Genomic DNA, 17,185 nt, shown 5'->3' with positions numbered 1-17,185 from the left:
TATTGAAACTATTGTAAAAATACTTTAGGCCCACATGACTGTTTATCATTATTTTCACTTAATCAAGCATTCACTTTAAAGATAGCTGGTGATATAACAAACACTAACACTTTAAGAGTCGGCCATGCAGTTACGGTTGCGAGCAATGTGAAATGAATTCACGATAAAATTAAGCACGGAACAACATGTCATTTTTCAAGGAACTTATACGCCGCAATGTAGTAAAAGTCGCCAGTGTGTATCTGGTCACCGCTTGGTTAGTGATGCAAATCATTTCCGTCATTTCCCCTTTTCTAAAATTACCCACCATGTTTGGCACCATTGTTACTGTGGTGTTTATGATAGGATTTCCCATTGCTTGTATTTTTGCTTGGGCCTTTGAATTGACCCCAGAGGGCACTCGCCCCACCAACGATGTCGAGCAAGGCACTTCCATCACCAACCAAACCGGGCGAAAAATCAACCTTTGGTTAGTGAGTGTGGTGGTGTTACTGTTGGTTTATCTTGCGGTCGATAAATTGTGGTTATCTACTCCAGCCACACCATTAGTGCCGGAAGCTGAATTAGTTACTACCCAAAACCAAACCAAAGTACTAGCGGTATTACCATTTTTAAACCTGAGTAATGAGCCCGAGCAAGACATCTTTGTTGATGGCCTGACCGAAGAGCTGCTGAATACACTGGTACGTATTCGTGATTTAAAGGTACTGGGGCGCACCACCAGTTTTGCCTATAAAAATGTGCAAAAAGATTTAACCGTGATTGCTGCTGAGCTCAAAGCCGATTATTTAATTGAAGGTAGTGTACGTAAAAGTCACAACAATCTGCGCATTACAGTACAACTGATTGATGCTAAATCAGGTGCCCATCTTTTCTCGGATACCTTTGATCGTAAACTCGAAGATGTGTTTGTATTACAAGAAGAAGTCAGTGATCAAGTGGCGTCGGCACTCAAACTCAAACTTATCCATCAGGATGACCGCTATGCAGCGGCCCTAGATAAACTGGATTATAAAGCCGTTGAACAGTTAGTTATCGCCCGTGCTCTAGCAAACCGTGAAACAACCGCGGATATTAATCAGGCCAAACTGATCTTAAATACATTGCTTGAGCAATACCCTGATACATCAGCTATTTTGGGTCTAGCCGCCTATGTGGGGGTTGTTGATGTGTCGAATACGGAAAATGATGATGTGACTGATGTGCAGATTATTGGCTTTGCTGAGCAAGCTTTAGCGCTGGACCCTTTAAACCGCGATGCAATTTTATCCTTGGCCGTAAGCTACGACGATTATGCCCAACTAACCGATAAAGCCGTACAACTTTACCAAAAGGCGATTCGGGCTTATCCCTTTGATTATGATTTTCAGTTTCAGTATTTTACTACTCTTGTAACACTTTATTCACCTTGCGAAGATATTGCAAAATTTGTCGATAGTATTGCCCCTGCAGCGCTAGAGTTAGTCTACAAAAACCGCCTGCAATATTTTTTGTTGCGGTGTTTGTCACCTGAAGACGCGCAAGATTTTAAACTAAATGCCACAACAGAAGACGTTTCTCGTTATGTCTCATACATAAACCCTGAGCTAGGCTTATTGACCGCGCAACGCCTTCATAAAGAGAACCCCAACCAACGCAACACTTATACCTATTTTTATTACTTAAACAAACTAGGCCTACACCAGAGCGCTCAAACGTTGTTAGACAATATCGATATGATCAGTAACGGATACTGGGGGACTTTCAGTTATACGGCGGCTTACATTAATGGTTACTCTTTGCCAAACAAATCACTTGATGAGTTGTGGAATGCAATGGTGCCCAATCAATATTTCAACATTTATTCAGAAGACGCCATGGTATTAATCGATATTGCGCGAAAGAGTGAACAGCTTGGTGAGTTAAAAAGGCGGGTCAAACAATTGATCCCGCCTACCCCCTCAATTGAGCAATTAAATGTTACGGGTTCGTACATTAGCTTTTTGCGCAAATTGGGCGATACCAATCAAGCAAAAAAACTGGCCGAACAAGTCTTACAACTTATAGCAGAATATAAATTAGCCCATCCTGCCTCATATGATTTTTATCAATCCATGGCTGCATTTGAATTTTTCTTGTCGATTTATGCCGGGCAATTCGAACAGGCGCAAAGCTTATTGCAACAACTGCCAGAAGATTCTGGCATTAGTTTGTGGGGTCTAGAAGAGGTGCGCTATGAGTTTAATGATATAAGTGATAAACCGGTTATTTAGGCACTGCTGAGTAAAATTGACAGTGAGCGTATGCGCTTACGCAAAAAGTATGAATTTGAGTAAAGCTTGTACGTTCGGGGTGTTAGAGCTCGATAGGGCTGCTGAGGCAGTCAGAAAACTCGTTATTCAGCCAACTGATTAACAAAATAAATCCTAAGTAAATGTAACTGGTCATAACTCACTTGTTCATTCAGCCCGTCATAAACAGGTTTTAAACGCTCGTGGGAATGTTTAGCAAATGCCGCTAAAGCTGAATCGATTTGACCTTGACTCAATCCTGATTGCTCCATCAACAATGTGGGCTGTTCAAGCTTATGTCCATCTTGCACATACCGATACAGGTGATTAATGATGGTGCCGTCTTTTACCTTAAACTGCTTAGCTAAAGACGCAATGGATTTCCCCGCCTGATAAGCGCTAACAATTTCTGCACTACGGCTACTGGAGTTAGCAGAGCTACTTTTACTCACAATGGCTTTGCTCGCCGTTTGGGTATTAACCACTTCACCAATATTATTTTGCTGACAATATTCGGTAATCATAGCGAGGAAATGATCTCCGTATTTATCTAGCTTAGCCTGCCCTACTCCATGAATACGTAACAAGCTCTCTTGAGAATGAGGAAAGTAATAAGCCATTTCGTTAAGTGTGCGGTCAGAGAAAACCGCATAAGGCGGCAGGTTTGCTTCATCGGCTAAACGTTTACGGTCAGCTTTTAATATGGCAACCAATTGCTGATCACCAGGGTTAGCGAGTGTTTTAGATACATGCCTACTGGTAGCAACAGGTTGCTGCAACAAAGCAAAAAATGGCACTTTCCCTTTTAACACGTCTGCGGCTTTTTGAGTAAGCTTTAAACCACCAAATTGTTCTTCTTGGTTGAGTAAACCTTTGTGGATCAGCTGCCGCGCCAGAGCCATCCATTGCTTTTTATTAAACTCATTGCCAATGTTGTAGGTTGAAAGCAAGTTATGCTGGTTTTGTAATACCTTCTCGGCACTAGAGCCGCGCAATACATCGATAATATGGCTAGCACCAAATCGTTGACCAGTGCGATGCACGCAAGATAAAAACTTCTGGGCGGGTACGGTTAAATCAGATTTCTCTTTGCTTTCACCAGTGCAGTTATCACAGTTAGCGCAATTTTCTTTAACTGACTTTTCGCCAAAATATTCTAGTAGTGGCGAGCGCCTGCAATCTTCAGCCTCGGCCAACGCTAACATTTGATTAAGGTGTACGTTAGCCAAACGTTTTTCCTGCTCGTTACTCATTTGTTCGATAAAAAATCGAATTTTACCCGTGTCGCCATAACCAAATAACAATAAACAATCGGCAGATAAACCATCACGACCTGCGCGACCAATTTGTTGATAATACCCTTCAATATTTTTTGGCAAATCGTAATGTAATACGTAACGCACATCGGGTTTGTTAATGCCCATGCCAAAGGCAATGGTCGCCACTATGATGCTTACGTCATCTCGAATAAAACGTTCTTGATAGTCACTGCGTTTGATACTGCTTAGTCCCGCATGATAGGGCAAGACAGAAAACCCATCTCGTTTTAACTTAGCGGTTAGTTCATCTACACCGGAACGGGATTGGCAATAAATGATCCCCGACTGTTCCGGGTGTTGTTCGACGAAGTTTTTACATTGTAGATAAGGATTATCTTTGGGAACAACACTAATAAACAAGTTGGGGCGGTCAAAACTAGAAATAAACTCGCTACTGTCAATTATATTAAGCTGACGCTTGATGTCCTCTCGCACTCTAGGCGTAGCAGTCGCTGTTAAGGCGATACACACGGCTGTTGGAAAACATTCAATAAGACGATTTAGCTGACGGTATTCAGGGCGAAAGTCGTGACCCCACTCTGAAATACAGTGGGCTTCATCAATGGCAATACAAGCCACATCACAATGACTAAGTAGGTCTAAAATATTAGTTTGTAACGCCGTTTCTGGAGCTAGAAACAACAACTTAATCTGTTGTTGTTTGATGCCATCTAAATTGTTTTGATAATCGATGTCTGAAAGCGAACTATTCAGCACGCAAGCTGGTATGGCGAGTTCGTTAAGCTGCCTAACTTGGTCTTGCATCAAAGATATAAGAGGTGAAATAACAATTGTCAAACCATCAAACACTGTACCTGGGATTTGGTAACACAAAGATTTACCGCCACCTGTTGGCATAATTGCCAAGGTATTCTGCCTGTGTAACACGTTGCTGATAATCGCTTCTTGGGACTCTCGAAACTGCTCAAAGCCGAATACGTTGTTTAGAATGGCGTTTGCTTGATTCATCATTGCAGTTCTTCCCTGCTTATCTTTAATTTCTAGGGCTCAAGGGTCGCATATAGAACTGAACTTCAAACAAAGTAGCCACCATGGATGAAAAATGGTGGCTAGGTATCGATTGACTAGCGATTAATTATAAAGGATTACCTTCAGTATCCAATTCTACAATTTTATTAAACAAAGGTTGTAAGGTCTCAAAGACCGTCGCTTTATCACCCACAACAACGGTTATCATGTTGTTTACGTCAAGGTGTTTTGCCGCCAACTCGTTGAGTTCATCTTTAGTAATATTAGCGAGTATAGCGTTTTGCTCATCTTTAAAAAAAGTGTCTAGATCATAATTCATTATAGTTGATAAAAAGCCTAACTTTTGTCTAGGTGTTTCGAAGCTACGAGCATCTCTTTGACCAATAGCATTTTTGACAAATTGTAGCTCTTGAGCAGTCATACCTTTCTCGGCAAATGCTTCAATTTCATTTCTAAATTGCACAATAGAATCCGCTGTTGTGTCGGCACGCACGCCAGCTTGAGCTCTGTAATAACCACGTATGTCATTACCACTAAAAAACGAACGAGCCCCGTATGTATAACCTTTGTCTTCTCGCAGATTTAAGTTAATACGACTATTAAAGGCACCACCTAAATTGTAATTCATTAAATCTGCTCGGTAATACTCTCCAGTAGCGTCATACTTAAGAGCTCGCTTACCAATACGAATTTCTGACTGTGCAGCATCGGGTTTATCAATAAAATACAAAGTTCCAGCGGCTAACGTTGGGAATGCCTTAATCTCAGGGTTGTCGCTCGATTTACCTTGCCATAACTCTAAAGGAGATATCGCAAACTTAACACCTTGTTCATCAAGATTACTCACGACTATTAACTCTGATTTTGCAGGGCCGTAGTGCTGAGCGTAAAAGCTCTTAACATCATCTAAGGTAAGCTTTTCAACGGTATCAATTATGCCGTTTCCATCGTAAGCAAAACTATTATTTGCACCAAACACTAGCTTGTTAAAGGTATTAGTTGCTGTAGTACTGGCGTTTTTCTTGGCATTTTTTAAGCCTTCAATCTGCTGTTTTTGCAAACGTAAGAAATCGTCTTGAGCAAATTTTGGTTGGGTTAGTTTTTCAATTGCGAGTGCAACTGTCGCTTCTAAATTTTTAGTTAATGTTCTGATATTAACGGTTGTAAACTGGTCTCCTGCACTAAAAGTTACCTGTGAGCCAAGCTTTTGCAATTGATTGGATAAGTCTTCAGCACTAGATTGCAAGGTAGCCTCCCCCATCATGGCTGCAGTTAACGAAGCTAACCCTAAGTTTTCAACAGTTTCTCTAGTTTGCCCAGCAGGAATAAGTAATCGAATTGTAGTGGTTGGCACTTCATTATTGATTGCGCCTAAAACATGAATACCATTTTTGGTTTGTGTTCGATAAATCTCGGGGACACTAATACTTGGATTCTTACCTGAAGCAGGTACAACTGAACGGTCAAAATCAGAACTTCCTGGGCGCAATGCTAACTCAGTTTCTGCACCACTTTTCGGAATTGTACGTTCGTAACGCTGCCACGTATCAGGCTTTACGATACTATCCCCTCGACCATTGGGTACGATGCTCATGATAACAGCATGTTGGCTTTTGATGTATTTTTTATAAACTCTCATCACATCGTCTTTGGTGACATTCTCATAACGAGCTACATCATCACCAATACCATTTGGATTATTACGAAATGTTTGATAAGCAGCCAGCTGACTGACTTTACCACTAACACTTTCAAGGCCATATACCATACCTGATACTATACCAGCCTTGACGCGTTCAAGGTCATCATCTTCAGCCCCGCGGCTCTCAAATTCCTCTAACGACGCTCGTGCGATCGTTTCTAATTCCGCTAATGATGTCCCTGGAGTAGGCAAAGCGTATAAACTAAATTGACAACTTAATTCCTGACAAGCATGACCCGCTTGGGCCTGAACTGCCTTGCCATTTTTAACCATATTTTTATATAAAAGAGACGTTTTACCAGAGCCTAAAATAGACATTAAAACGTCTAAAGGCGCTTCATCAGGGTGATTCAGATGGACAGTAGGGAATGCCATATACATCAAAGGTAAAGAAACATTATCTTCCATTGAAATATAGCGGTCTTCAGACAAGGTAACTTGGGTATAAGTGGGGTCAATCACCTCCGGACCTCTTGGAATACCTCCAAAATATTTCTTTACCCAAGCTAGAGTTTGGGCTTCATCCAGATCCCCACCTATGGTTAACGTAGCGTTATTTGGACCATACCAACGTAAGAAAAATTTCTTAAGGTCATTTAAATCAGCTCGGTTTAAGTCTTCAATATAACCTATTGTTAACCATGAATAGGGGTGTCCTTCAGGATACATTGCCTCATTTATACGCTCTCTTAACAATCCATAAGGACGGTTATCGTAATTTTGTCCCCGTTCGTTTTTAACAGTTTCTCTTTGATTTTCAAATTTTTCAGTGGTTACCGCATCAAGGAAAAACCCCATGCGGTCAGACTCTAACCAAAGCATACGCTCCAGTTGATTGGCTGGTACCGTCTCGTAGTAATTAGTGCGGTCAGTGTTGGTTGACCCGTTTAACGTACCTCCAGACTCAGTAATTAAAGCAAAGTGCTGTTCGTCAGCTACATTTTCAGAACCTTGAAACATCATATGCTCAAAAAAGTGGGCAAAACCAGACTTTCCAGCTTCTTCTCTGCCAGAGCCAACATGGTAAGTCACATCAACATGCACCAAGGGATCTGATTTATCTGGGTGTAACACCACAGTTAAACCATTGTCTAACTCATATTTATTAAAAGGAATAACCAGTTCTTCTGAGTTTTTCACCACAGAAGTAATTTTTTTAAAACCAGCCGGAACCACGATGTCATTGCTTGAAGATGAAGAATCAATATGTGACTCTTTCACACTGCACGCGTTTAAACTCAAAATAGCTGCGATACCAGCAGTTAATAAAATATGTTTTTTCACTACGAAAAATATCCTTCTAATAAAATTTCAAATGGAATAATGATATACAAACTCACACTTTAAAAGACTTTATACCCATCAGGCTTGGTTATTACTTAATAGTTCCTACCCCCAAGTGTTACAAAACATTTATAACTCTTAAATCCCTAATAAAGAACTACTACATATTTGGAATGATTTTAGTTTAAACTTGGGCAAGTTTTGGAGTAGTAGTTATGTTGAATACCATGTTTTTTTCATTGTTGGGCGCACTGTCCGTTATCATTTATTTCTTTAATACCATTTTTTGGTTAATTCCTATCTTGATTTTTTCATTTCTTAAACTTATTCCCATTGAGATATGGCGAACTTTTATGTCCTACCTGTTAGATGGATGCGCCACACTTTGGATAAGCGTTAACAGCTGTAATCAATTTCTATTTAGCAGAACCAAAATTGAGGTCACTGGGTTAGAAGGCTTAAGTCAAAAAGACTGGTATTTAGTCATATCTAATCATAGGTCTTGGGTAGATATTTTAGTGTTACAGAGAGTATTTAATCGCAAAATTCCATTTTTGAAGTTTTTCTTAAAAAAGGAGTTAATTTGGGTGCCATTTTTAGGGGTAGCTTGGTGGGCGCTAGATTTTCCATTTATGCATAGGTACAGCAAAAAACTCATCGCTAAAAAACCACATTTAAAAGGCAAAGACTTAGAAAACACTCGCAAAGCTTGCGAAAAATTCAAATACAAACCTGTCAGTATTATGAATTTTGTTGAAGGGACTCGCTTAACAGAAGAAAAACAGCAGCGACTCTCTGGTCAATTTCAACACTTACTTAAACCCAAAGCGGGAGGGATGGCGTTTGTGTTAGGTGCAATGGGCGAGCAACTCCATAAATTGTTAGATGTCACCATACATTACCCTCAGGGTACGCCTAGTTTCTGGGATTTTGCGTGTGGTAAAGTGAGCTATATCAAAGTAGATATTCAAACTCATTCAATCGAAGACATATTGAGAAATGATATTTATGGGCCTGATTATTTCAATAACCCAGAGCAAAGAGTGAAGTTTCAACGCTGGCTAACGGGTCTATGGTTGCAAAAAGACCAACGCCTACAGTCAATGTCAGATAACAACAACACAGATAAACCAGCAGCGACTAACGATTAAACATCTATCGAGATTGAAATGGAAAAGAGTGAGTACCTCAGTCAAAAATTGTTATCACTGATAGAATATTTTGGCTTTCACGTATCAGAACAAAGTTGGGTTTTCCAAGTCACAGCGCTAGTAGCTATATTACTGTTGGCTTGGACTAGCAACTGGCTAACAAAAAGCATACTTCATAGCCGTATTCGCAAAATAATAAGCAAAAGCAAAAATACCTTTGATGATGAGTTACACAAGCATAACTTTTTTAGAAGAGTAGGCCATATCGTTCCTGCTATATTGCTATATTTATTAAGCTCTTTATTGATAGACAATGTACTACTACTAACGTTTTTACAAAAATCAGCTGTGGTGTATGTATTAGTTGCCTCAGTACTAGCCGCGAGCGCCATACTTAATACCGTTGAAGATACATACAATGCCTCGAACTTAGCCAAAAAAGCCCCCATAACAGGCTTTATACAGGTTGGTAAACTGTTCATAATTGTCGTTGCCGCACTGCTTATTATTTCCAACCTATTAGATAAATCACCATTATTACTAATTTCTGGTTTAGGTGCCGTAACCGCAATTTTACTATTGTTGTTTAGAGACACCATATTAGGCTTCGTTGCGGGCATTCAGATTGCGGCTAATCGTATGGTAAACACTGGCGATTGGATAGAAATGCCAAAATATGGAGCTGACGGTGATGTACTACAAGTAGGCTTAACTACTGTAAAAGTTCAAAACTGGGATAAAACTATATCAACCATCCCAACTTATGCGCTAATCACTGACTCAGTAAAAAACTGGCGAGGTATGTCAGAGTCTGGAGGCAGACGTATAAAGCGCTCTGTTTACATTGATATTCAGAGTATTAAGTTTTGTGACCAAGAGATGTTGCAAGAGTTTTCAAACATTCGCTATATCAAGGCTTATATTCAGCACAAACTTGAGGAGTTACAAGCTTTCCACAAAGCTCAAAATATTGACACAGAAGATTTAGTTAACAGCCGCAGGCTTACAAATATCGGGACCTTACGAGCCTATATGCGTGCGTATCTACAAAATCATCCAATGATTAATAAAGAAATGACGTTAATTGTGCGCCAAATGCCGGCTACCGAGTTAGGTGTGCCTATCGAAATTTATTGTTTCTGTGCAGATAAAAAATGGCAAAACTATGAAGGGATACAAAGCGACATTTTTGATCATCTGTTAGCTATATTGCCAACCTTCAAACTAAGAGCCTATCAACGTGTCAGTGACAGGCCCCAACAATAGTTTAAGCAACAGCCAAAGCGTAAATAAATACGATAAACAGCACTAAACCTGAAACACCAAAAAATCCATATTCAACTCTAGACTGCATAGGATCTTCGCCTTCTTTAACAGGCAAAAAACTCATAATAAGGCTAGTCATACCCAAAACAAACGCGATTAATGTGAATCCAAATAAAATGGGTTCGTACCAGTTACTCATTAGCTAATTCCTAGTTATTGCTATCTCTACATATTATGCACCAAAAAACCAAAGGACGAAAAGCATAAATAGAAAAATTAGATGGTCTAAATAACGACTTATTAGTCACGCTCACTAAAAAATTCATGTGAACTTTAGTTGGCAACTTATAAATCACATCTATCTTATTGTTTTATATGACTTTTTAATTTTGGCTTAGCCTTTGCTCTAGTGAATAAAAAAACGATTACTCTTGGAGAACAATATGCGTTCAATTATTTTAGCCGCCACTCTAACTTTCGGTTCACTTTCAGCTTTCGCCAATCAATGCAATATTGAGCTTGACGGTCAATTGCAACTTGAAGATAAGGTTTTACAAGTTCAAATGGACCACCAGAATCAGCTCACCATTACTGAAGACAAAACTCTATATGTCAATAATCAGGTAGTTGACTTGTCTACCGAGCAACAGCAATGGGTGAATCAATATTACAATGGTATTAATCAAGCAGTACCACAAGCGGCTAACATCGCAACCGATGCCATCGCTTTAGCCAGTAGTGCTATGAATGAAGTATTTGAAGAATTATTAGGCTCTAATAGCCATGTCATGCAAGATTTGTCAGATAAACTGTATGAATTAGATCAACAAGTTCAATATAACTTTTACGGGGACAACGGCAGTATAAGAATCGACTCAAATGCTTTTGAAGATGGAGCGTTTATGGGAGAGCAGTGGGAGCGAGAGTTCGAAGAAACTATAGAAGAGGTCGTTTCTGAATCAATTGGACACATTATGGTTGCCCTAGGCACCCAAATTATTTTTGGTGGGGGGGATTTAGATGAATTCGAGCAAAAAATGGAACATTTTGGTCAACGTATTGAACATAAATTTGAAACTCAAGCCATAGTTTTAGAAAAAAATGCCAATGCTTTGTGTGACACACTCACCAAGATAGATATAGCTGAAAATCAGCTACAACTAAATGTTAAGCAACTTAGTAGCTTAGATGTGTTACACATGAGTAAAGAAACTCAATTGATGTGATAACCTAGGGGCTATTAAACTGTTAGGTTGGATTACTGCGTGCAAATTTCGATTACGGGTTGTGGTTGGTTAGGCCAACCACTAGCGTTAAGATTAAAAAGTTGTGGTTGCGATATTGTGGCCTCAACACGTTCGAAACAAAAGTGTCAAGCATTAGCCAGTTTAGGTTTACATCCAGTGCAGTATTCACTAGGAGATAATATTCACTCTAAGGCGTTAGGAGTGATGTTTGAAAGCGATATTTTAATTTTAAATATACCTGTCGGCCGCAAAAACCCCACAATCGAAAACTTTGCACAGCATATGCAAATACTATTGGAACAGGCTTCACATAGTAAAATAAAAAAGGTTATTTTTATCAGTACGACATCTGTTTATGGCAATAGTAGTTGTGTCATTACAGAGAAAAGCCCTACAAATCCTACGACTTTGTCCGGAAAAATAAATCTCCACGTTGAAAAACTGGTCACTAAATACTTCCCTAATAACAGCAGTATTATCCGCCCAGCTGGTTTAGTGGGAGCAGACCGTCACCCTGTCAATTACCTAGCAGGTAAAACTGGGGTAGCAAACCCAGATGATATGGTGAATTTAATTCACCAAGAGGACGTAATAAATACAATCGAGCGAGTGATTCAAAAGTCATTATGGGGAAATATTATAAATTTAAGTTCACTGATTCATCCTACTCGCATTCAATATTACACATGGGCCGCCAAAAAGCTTGGTCTGCCCCCTCCAACTTTTATAGCAGGTTCAGGGATACCATCAGGCAAACAAATTAATAGTGACAACAGCTTACAACTATTAGGGCTACGCTTTAAATATCCAAACCCCTTCGATATGCTAGGACAGTACCCATAGGTGACTGTCCATACAAGGGTCATTAACCAATCAAAGCATTACCAAAAAACTTCAGCGCCACGGTATTCACAAAAATAACCAATAAAATCAAAGGAATAAAAGTACCAAGGGCAATATTTACGTATCGTTCAAGGAAACTCTTCTTGAACTCAGGAGCACCTTGGTCTAACTCTTGGTTAAAAGCTTTAGCTTTCCACTTGTAACTTACAAATAAGCAAATCAATAAGCCATTAAGCGGCAAAATAGTGTCGTAAAAAACGTCATATACCAAATCGAAGAATGATTTAGGCGTTTCAGAACCACCATAACTAATAAATGACGTAAAAAACTCGAAAAAGCCAAATGAAAATGCACACATAAGAGCAAACACGACAAGTAAAGTGCCACAAATAAACAATGAGTTTTTACGCTTTACACCTTTCTCACTCATTAGAGCCGATACGGGGACTTCGAATATAGAAACAAGAGAAGTGATGGCAGCGAAAAATACTAATAAAAAGAAGATACTCGCGACAACACTAGCCCCTGCATATCCCAATGAGTCTTGCAAAGCTAAAAATATTTGCGGCAAGTAAGAGAAAATCATTGAGACTGAAGATTCACTTAACTCACTTGGATTTACCTCAGGATTAAATGAAAAAATTGCAGGTAGGATCATCAAGCCAGCAGTAAAGGCAACGGCAGTATCGGTCAGTGCCACCAGCTTTGCAGAAGAAGGTAAATTAGAGCGCTTATCAATATAACTACCATAGGTAATCATTATCCCCATTCCCAAGGACAAAGAGAAAAATGCCTGAGAAAGCGCGCCATTAATGACACTAGCATTAATCTTGTCAAAATCGGGAACAAGGTAAAACGATACCCCTGCCATAGCATTGTCTCGGGTCAACACAAACACAACCATGCCAAGTAGCATAATAAACAAGGCTGGCATCAATATTTTAGCTGCTTTTTCGATACCTTGTTTTACGCCACCTTGTAAAATCAAATATACAATCGCCAGTACGCCAGCCATGTATATAAAGATGCTATTGCCAGATATAAAATTTCCAAACGTTGCGGGGTCTGCCAGTAAGTCTAGATTTCCTATACTAGATTCAAATAAATAACCAAAAATCCAAATAGTAATAACTAAGTAAAATACCGCGATCATAAAAGGCGTAACTATGGATAACCAACCAGCGAAGCGCCAACCTTTATGACCATCGGACAGAGATGTTAATGCCCCTAAAGGGTCTTTCTGGCTAGCTCTGCCTATCGTCATTTCAGCAATCATCACAGGAACACAAATTGCCACAACAAATATGGCGTACATCAATAAGAATGCTCCGCCACCATTTTTAGCCGCGCCAACCGGAAACCCAACTAAATTACCTATACCGACTGCTGAACCCGCTGCAGCCAATATAAAACCCAAACGAGAGCCAAATTGTTCACGAGGTGCGCTCATAACAAGTCCTATTTTATTTTTATAATTGGGGGCAGATATTACCAGCAGAATTTCAGAATGTCTTTGTTGTTAGGCAATCCGTAGGCTTAAGCATAAAAATCATCACAGGTATCGATACGGATGAAGGTTACCAAGAAATCGTTTTCCCCTGCCAATCTAAGTAATAAGGGGCATCTTCTGTTGTTAAGTCTAAGAGTATGTTTAACAATTGCGACACAGTGAAATCAGCAGTGAATAATTTACCTTGAGGAACATTGCTCTGAAAAGGCTTAGATAAATTAGTATCTACAGTACCAGGATGATAACTAACCAATGCGACATTTTTAGCACGCCTTTTCAACTCAACTTGTGCCGTTTTTATCAACATATTTAAGGCTGCCTTACTTGCGCGGTAACCATACCAACCGCCTAGCTCATTATCATTAATACTGCCCACCCTAGCGCTCAAAAACACTAACTTTGCTGCTTGCTTGCCTTTCAACAACGTCTCTACGTTTTTAAGCCAAATAGCAGGAGTAATGGCGTTAGTTGAAAAATAAAAATCTAGGCTTTTAGAGTCTAAATCTTCCATGCGCTTTTCAGGTTTAACTAAATGCTCACCAATTTGCCCATGTAACGCTCCTATACAACAAACAACGAGTGTAAATTGAATCCCTTGGGAATTAAGCTGTTGGCATAATTCAAAAATATTATGGTCATCTTCCGAGTCCACTTGATGATAACAGACATGAGTTAAAGGCTCAGAGGGTAAATTGCGAGAAACAGCATGTACTTGATGGTAAACATTTGAGTGTTGCAGCTGATTAACTAATGCTGCGCCAATGCCCCCAGATGCACCAATCACAAGAGCGTTAGTTTTTGACATCTGAACCTCTATCAACTTGCTCACAAGGTAAACAACGCTTTTTGCCTGTTAACAAAAACGAAATAGTGTAACGATGCTTAGCGAAACCTTTGTAAGCTATATCTGCAAACCATCTAATTACGGGCCACCTAAGGGGGGCATATACCCAACCTTTTCCTACTAATTTCCACGCTACGTATGTCACATCTAAGCCACTTATCAACCTGCCATCAGCAAGATAACCATGAATACGGGCATTCAACGCCCCCCAATCTAAGTGTGGATAATGTTGAGTAAAACTGTCTTCTTGGATATCAACAAAAGAAATAGCCTGTGATGTATCTAACTCCTTTAGCTTACGCATTTCAGCTAAACATAAAGGGCAATAGCCATCATAAAATATAATGAGTTCGGTAGTTAACATTAGAGCCAGTCAATTAGATTCATTTAAATTGTTAATACGTACAAACAAAGATGTCGGTTCAATTTTTGAGAGATACGGCCCTTTTTCGTAATAAGAAGTCTCGCTCACTACCATTTTGACTTAACTTGATCGCCTTATCTAGTGAGGCATTTGCCGCTACCAGTAACCCTAAACGACCCTCTATATCGCTTTTCGCTGCATAGTAGGGTTGATAATCAGGCAACTGAGCCTCTAATAACAATAACTCTTGATATACCTTGTCTAGTTCTGCTGTATAAGACTTAGCAACCAAGAGGTTAAGCAGAACCATTGGCGACCCATTAAAATCTAACAAGCGCAAATAGAGTAATGTAATCTGGTACCAATCTGTTGCCTCCCAACTAGGTGCGTGGCAATGTAACGCGCTAATTGCAGCTTGTAGTTGATATTGCCCGGCTTGTTTATATGCCAATGCTTTATCCATATATTTATTCGCTTCAACAATCAGCTTGTCATCCCATAACTGTCTATCTTGATGTTCTAGTGGAATATAAGACTCTTGGTTATCACTACGAGATGCTCTTCTCGCATCATGAAACAACAGTAATGCCGCCATACCGAATACTTCCGCAGATGGCGTTAACTCAACCATCAAGCGACTTAACCTAATGGCTTCTTGAGCAAAATCTTGCCGAGTCAGTGTTTGCCCCTCAAATGCGCTATAAGATTCGTTATAAATTAAATAAATAACTTTAAGTACACTGGATAAACGAGCGTTTAGTTGTGCATGGCTAGGCACTTCATAAGAGATACCTGCAGTTTTAATTTTTCTCTTGGCTCTGGTGATCCTTTGACCCATTGCCACTTCAGAGACAAAATAAGCCCGAGCTATTTCTTTGATTGTTAAACCACATAAAGCTCTAAGAGTTAATGCAACTTGTGCATCTTCATTTAATGCGGGATGACAGCATGTAAAGATTAATCTAAGCCTTTCATCCGGTACATCATATTCAAGCTCAGCAGTAGCTTCATGTAAAATAATACTCTGCCTAATTAAGTCGGTCTTTTGTTTATCATTATAGACTTTTGTTTTGCGTAAATTATCGATGAGCTTACGCTTAGCGACTAAGTAAAGCCAAGCACAACTATTAACAGGTACACCTTGAACAGGCCAGTGGATACTCGCCTGTTCCAAAGCATCTTGTAGCGCATCTTCAGCTAACTGTATATCTTTAGAAATATAAACCAGAGAGGCAATAACCTTACCTGACTCAGCTCTAAAAATGCGTGATATCTCATCCATATGCAAAACAGTCAGTGTCTATCAATCAAATAGCATGACCGGTCTCACTTCAACTGTGCCATAACGGGCACTAGGAATTTTAGCAGCCCAAAGCAATGCCTCATCAAGGTCTTTACAGTCAAATAAATAATAGCCTCCAAGTTGCTCTTTAGTCTCAGCAAAAGGACCGTCTGTTAGGTGTGATTTTCCATCCCTAACTCTCACTGATGTGGCGGTACTTACTGCCTCTAGGGCATTACTCCCCAAAACAACATTTTTTGCTTCCTCTTCAAAAGACTCGTACTGACTTATTAGAGTTTCCATGTCCACATCATCTTTGCCTTCACCAGCATAAATCAACGCTAAAAATTGCATATTTTCCTCTCTTAATTGGTTATTGAAAAATTTGCTCATCAAACTTCTCAATTTAATAACGAATCAGGTAAGACTATTCCGACACACATTTAAAATTCTTTGAAGTTTTTATATCTTGAATTTTGTATCTGTAACAACCACATTATGACTATAAACAAATAATGTTGGAGTAAAAAATGGCAACAATTCAAACCGCAACTTTTGGTGGTGGCTGTTTCTGGTGTATTGAATCAGCGTTTAATAGTGTTAGCGGTGTCGTGTCTGCTTATGCAGGATACGCAGGCGGGCAACTCGACAACCCAACTTATGAGCAAGTTTGTAGCGGTAGTACTGGCCATGCAGAAGTGGTGCAAGTGAATTTTGATGCAGACTTAATTACATATCGCGACATTCTTGAAATATTTTTTGCCTTGCACAATCCCACACAATTAAACCGCCAAGGTAATGATGTGGGAACCCAGTATCGTAGTGCAATTTATTACCACGATGAGTCACAGAAAATAATTGCGAGTAATATTTTACAAGAAATTACAGAAGAAAAAATTTGGCCAGATCCTATAGTCACCGAATTAACCGAAGTGAATAATTACTATCAAGCTGAAGATTATCATCAAGATTATTTCTCTAATAATCCACAAAACCAATATTGCAATATGGTTGTAGCCCCTAAACTGGCAAAATTTAAGAAAAAATTCGCCAGTAAATTAAAGTAAAGGCTTTAGGGGTTGTGCACTAAACCTATAGTGCGCAACTCAATTT

Annotated in this window: 14 protein-coding genes; 6 read left to right on the top strand and 8 right to left on the bottom strand. The window is 39.5% G+C overall.

What is annotated here, in order from left to right; genetic code table 11:
* The first annotated feature begins 185 nt into the window (after positions 1–185).
* Positions 186–2,252 carry a tetratricopeptide repeat protein gene (locus ABJE44_RS16110; protein WP_348111062.1) on the top strand — a complete coding sequence of 689 codons (2,067 nt, stop codon included), beginning with the start codon at positions 186–188 and terminating at the stop codon, positions 2,250–2,252.
* 122 nt (positions 2,253–2,374) lie between these two features.
* On the opposite strand, the gene recQ is transcribed toward ABJE44_RS16110, so the two are convergent.
* Positions 2,375–4,561 (bottom strand): DNA helicase RecQ, encoded by a 2,187-nt coding sequence (recQ, locus tag ABJE44_RS16105; RefSeq protein ID WP_348111061.1) that lies wholly within the window; start codon positions 4,559–4,561, stop codon positions 2,375–2,377.
* A gap of 124 nt (positions 4,562–4,685) precedes the next feature.
* Positions 4,686–7,565 (bottom strand): pitrilysin family protein, encoded by a 2,880-nt coding sequence (locus tag ABJE44_RS16100; RefSeq protein ID WP_348111060.1) that lies wholly within the window; start codon positions 7,563–7,565, stop codon positions 4,686–4,688.
* Between the two features lie 215 nt (positions 7,566–7,780).
* On the opposite strand from ABJE44_RS16100, the gene ABJE44_RS16095 reads away from it, so the two are divergent.
* Both ABJE44_RS16095 and ABJE44_RS16090 read left to right on the top strand, forming a co-directional pair.
* Positions 7,781–8,716, top strand: a complete 936-nt coding sequence (locus ABJE44_RS16095; protein ID WP_348111059.1) for an acyltransferase — start codon at positions 7,781–7,783, stop codon at positions 8,714–8,716.
* Positions 8,717–8,734: 18 nt separating this feature from the next.
* Positions 8,735–9,982: a mechanosensitive ion channel family protein gene (locus ABJE44_RS16090; protein WP_348111058.1), complete on the top strand. Its 1,248-nt coding sequence runs from the start codon at positions 8,735–8,737 to the stop codon at positions 9,980–9,982.
* Between the two features lies 1 nt (position 9,983).
* Here the strand turns inward: ABJE44_RS16090 and ABJE44_RS16085 are convergent, their stop codons facing one another.
* Complete coding sequence (locus ABJE44_RS16085) at positions 9,984–10,181, bottom strand: hypothetical protein (RefSeq protein ID WP_348111057.1); 198 nt, start codon at positions 10,179–10,181, stop codon at positions 9,984–9,986.
* A gap of 244 nt (positions 10,182–10,425) precedes the next feature.
* On the opposite strand from ABJE44_RS16085, the gene ABJE44_RS16080 reads away from it, so the two are divergent.
* Together ABJE44_RS16080 and ABJE44_RS16075 are read left to right on the top strand one after the other, a co-directional pair.
* A complete protein-coding gene (locus tag ABJE44_RS16080) occupies positions 10,426–11,208 on the top strand; it encodes a DUF2884 family protein (protein ID WP_348111056.1) in 783 nt (260 codons plus the stop codon).
* A gap of 39 nt (positions 11,209–11,247) precedes the next feature.
* Positions 11,248–12,072 carry an NAD-dependent epimerase/dehydratase family protein gene (locus ABJE44_RS16075; protein WP_348111055.1) on the top strand — a complete coding sequence of 275 codons (825 nt, stop codon included), beginning with the start codon at positions 11,248–11,250 and terminating at the stop codon, positions 12,070–12,072.
* Positions 12,073–12,094: 22 nt separating this feature from the next.
* Here ABJE44_RS16075 and ABJE44_RS16070 read toward each other — a convergent pair whose 3' ends face one another.
* From ABJE44_RS16070 to ABJE44_RS16050, 5 genes are all read right to left on the bottom strand, one after another.
* On the bottom strand, positions 12,095–13,522 hold the full coding sequence (locus tag ABJE44_RS16070; protein ID WP_348111054.1) for a sodium-dependent transporter: 1,428 nt from the start codon (positions 13,520–13,522) through the stop codon (positions 12,095–12,097).
* Positions 13,523–13,649: 127 nt separating this feature from the next.
* Positions 13,650–14,387, bottom strand: coding sequence for an SDR family NAD(P)-dependent oxidoreductase (locus ABJE44_RS16065; RefSeq protein ID WP_348111053.1), 738 nt, complete (start codon positions 14,385–14,387; stop codon positions 13,650–13,652).
* Positions 14,374–14,790 (bottom strand): DUF393 domain-containing protein, encoded by a 417-nt coding sequence (locus tag ABJE44_RS16060; protein ID WP_348111052.1) that lies wholly within the window; start codon positions 14,788–14,790, stop codon positions 14,374–14,376. The genes ABJE44_RS16065 and ABJE44_RS16060 overlap by 14 nt, the downstream gene beginning before the upstream one ends.
* Before the next feature lie 58 nt (positions 14,791–14,848).
* A complete protein-coding gene (locus ABJE44_RS16055; protein ID WP_348111051.1) occupies positions 14,849–16,072 on the bottom strand; it encodes a sigma-70 family RNA polymerase sigma factor in 1,224 nt (407 codons plus the stop codon).
* Positions 16,073–16,093: 21 nt separating this feature from the next.
* Positions 16,094–16,426, bottom strand: a complete 333-nt coding sequence (locus ABJE44_RS16050) for a YciI family protein (RefSeq protein WP_348111050.1) — start codon at positions 16,424–16,426, stop codon at positions 16,094–16,096.
* A gap of 176 nt (positions 16,427–16,602) precedes the next feature.
* On the opposite strand from ABJE44_RS16050, the gene msrA reads away from it, so the two are divergent.
* On the top strand, positions 16,603–17,139 hold the full coding sequence (msrA, locus tag ABJE44_RS16045) for a peptide-methionine (S)-S-oxide reductase MsrA (protein ID WP_348111049.1): 537 nt from the start codon (positions 16,603–16,605) through the stop codon (positions 17,137–17,139).
* Positions 17,140–17,185: the final 46 nt, after the last annotated feature.

The organism is Paraglaciecola sp. (assembly GCF_039942875.1).
GTDB lineage: Bacteria > Pseudomonadota > Gammaproteobacteria > Enterobacterales > Alteromonadaceae > Paraglaciecola.
The sequence above is the reverse complement of the archived record's forward strand: the minus strand, read 5'-3'. Positions and strand labels throughout refer to the sequence as shown.

Bases quoted from the DNA above. Each gene is read 5' to 3' on its own strand.
- ABJE44_RS16110 (WP_348111062.1), top strand. From the start codon at position 186: ATGTCATTTTTCAAGGAACTTATACGCCGCAATGTAGTAAAAGTCGCC.
- recQ (WP_348111061.1), bottom strand. From the start codon at position 4,561: ATGATGAATCAAGCAAACGCCATTCTAAACAACGTATTCGGCTTTGAG.
- ABJE44_RS16095 (WP_348111059.1), top strand. From the start codon at position 7,781: ATGTTGAATACCATGTTTTTTTCATTGTTGGGCGCACTGTCCGTTATC.
- ABJE44_RS16090 (WP_348111058.1), top strand. From the start codon at position 8,735: ATGGAAAAGAGTGAGTACCTCAGTCAAAAATTGTTATCACTGATAGAA.
- ABJE44_RS16085 (WP_348111057.1), bottom strand. From the start codon at position 10,181: ATGAGTAACTGGTACGAACCCATTTTATTTGGATTCACATTAATCGCG.
- ABJE44_RS16080 (WP_348111056.1), top strand. From the start codon at position 10,426: ATGCGTTCAATTATTTTAGCCGCCACTCTAACTTTCGGTTCACTTTCA.
- ABJE44_RS16070 (WP_348111054.1), bottom strand. From the start codon at position 13,522: ATGAGCGCACCTCGTGAACAATTTGGCTCTCGTTTGGGTTTTATATTG.
- ABJE44_RS16065 (WP_348111053.1), bottom strand. From the start codon at position 14,387: ATGTCAAAAACTAACGCTCTTGTGATTGGTGCATCTGGGGGCATTGGC.
- ABJE44_RS16060 (WP_348111052.1), bottom strand. From the start codon at position 14,790: ATGTTAACTACCGAACTCATTATATTTTATGATGGCTATTGCCCTTTA.
- ABJE44_RS16055 (WP_348111051.1), bottom strand. From the start codon at position 16,072: ATGGATGAGATATCACGCATTTTTAGAGCTGAGTCAGGTAAGGTTATT.
- ABJE44_RS16050 (WP_348111050.1), bottom strand. From the start codon at position 16,426: ATGCAATTTTTAGCGTTGATTTATGCTGGTGAAGGCAAAGATGATGTG.
- msrA (WP_348111049.1), top strand. From the start codon at position 16,603: ATGGCAACAATTCAAACCGCAACTTTTGGTGGTGGCTGTTTCTGGTGT.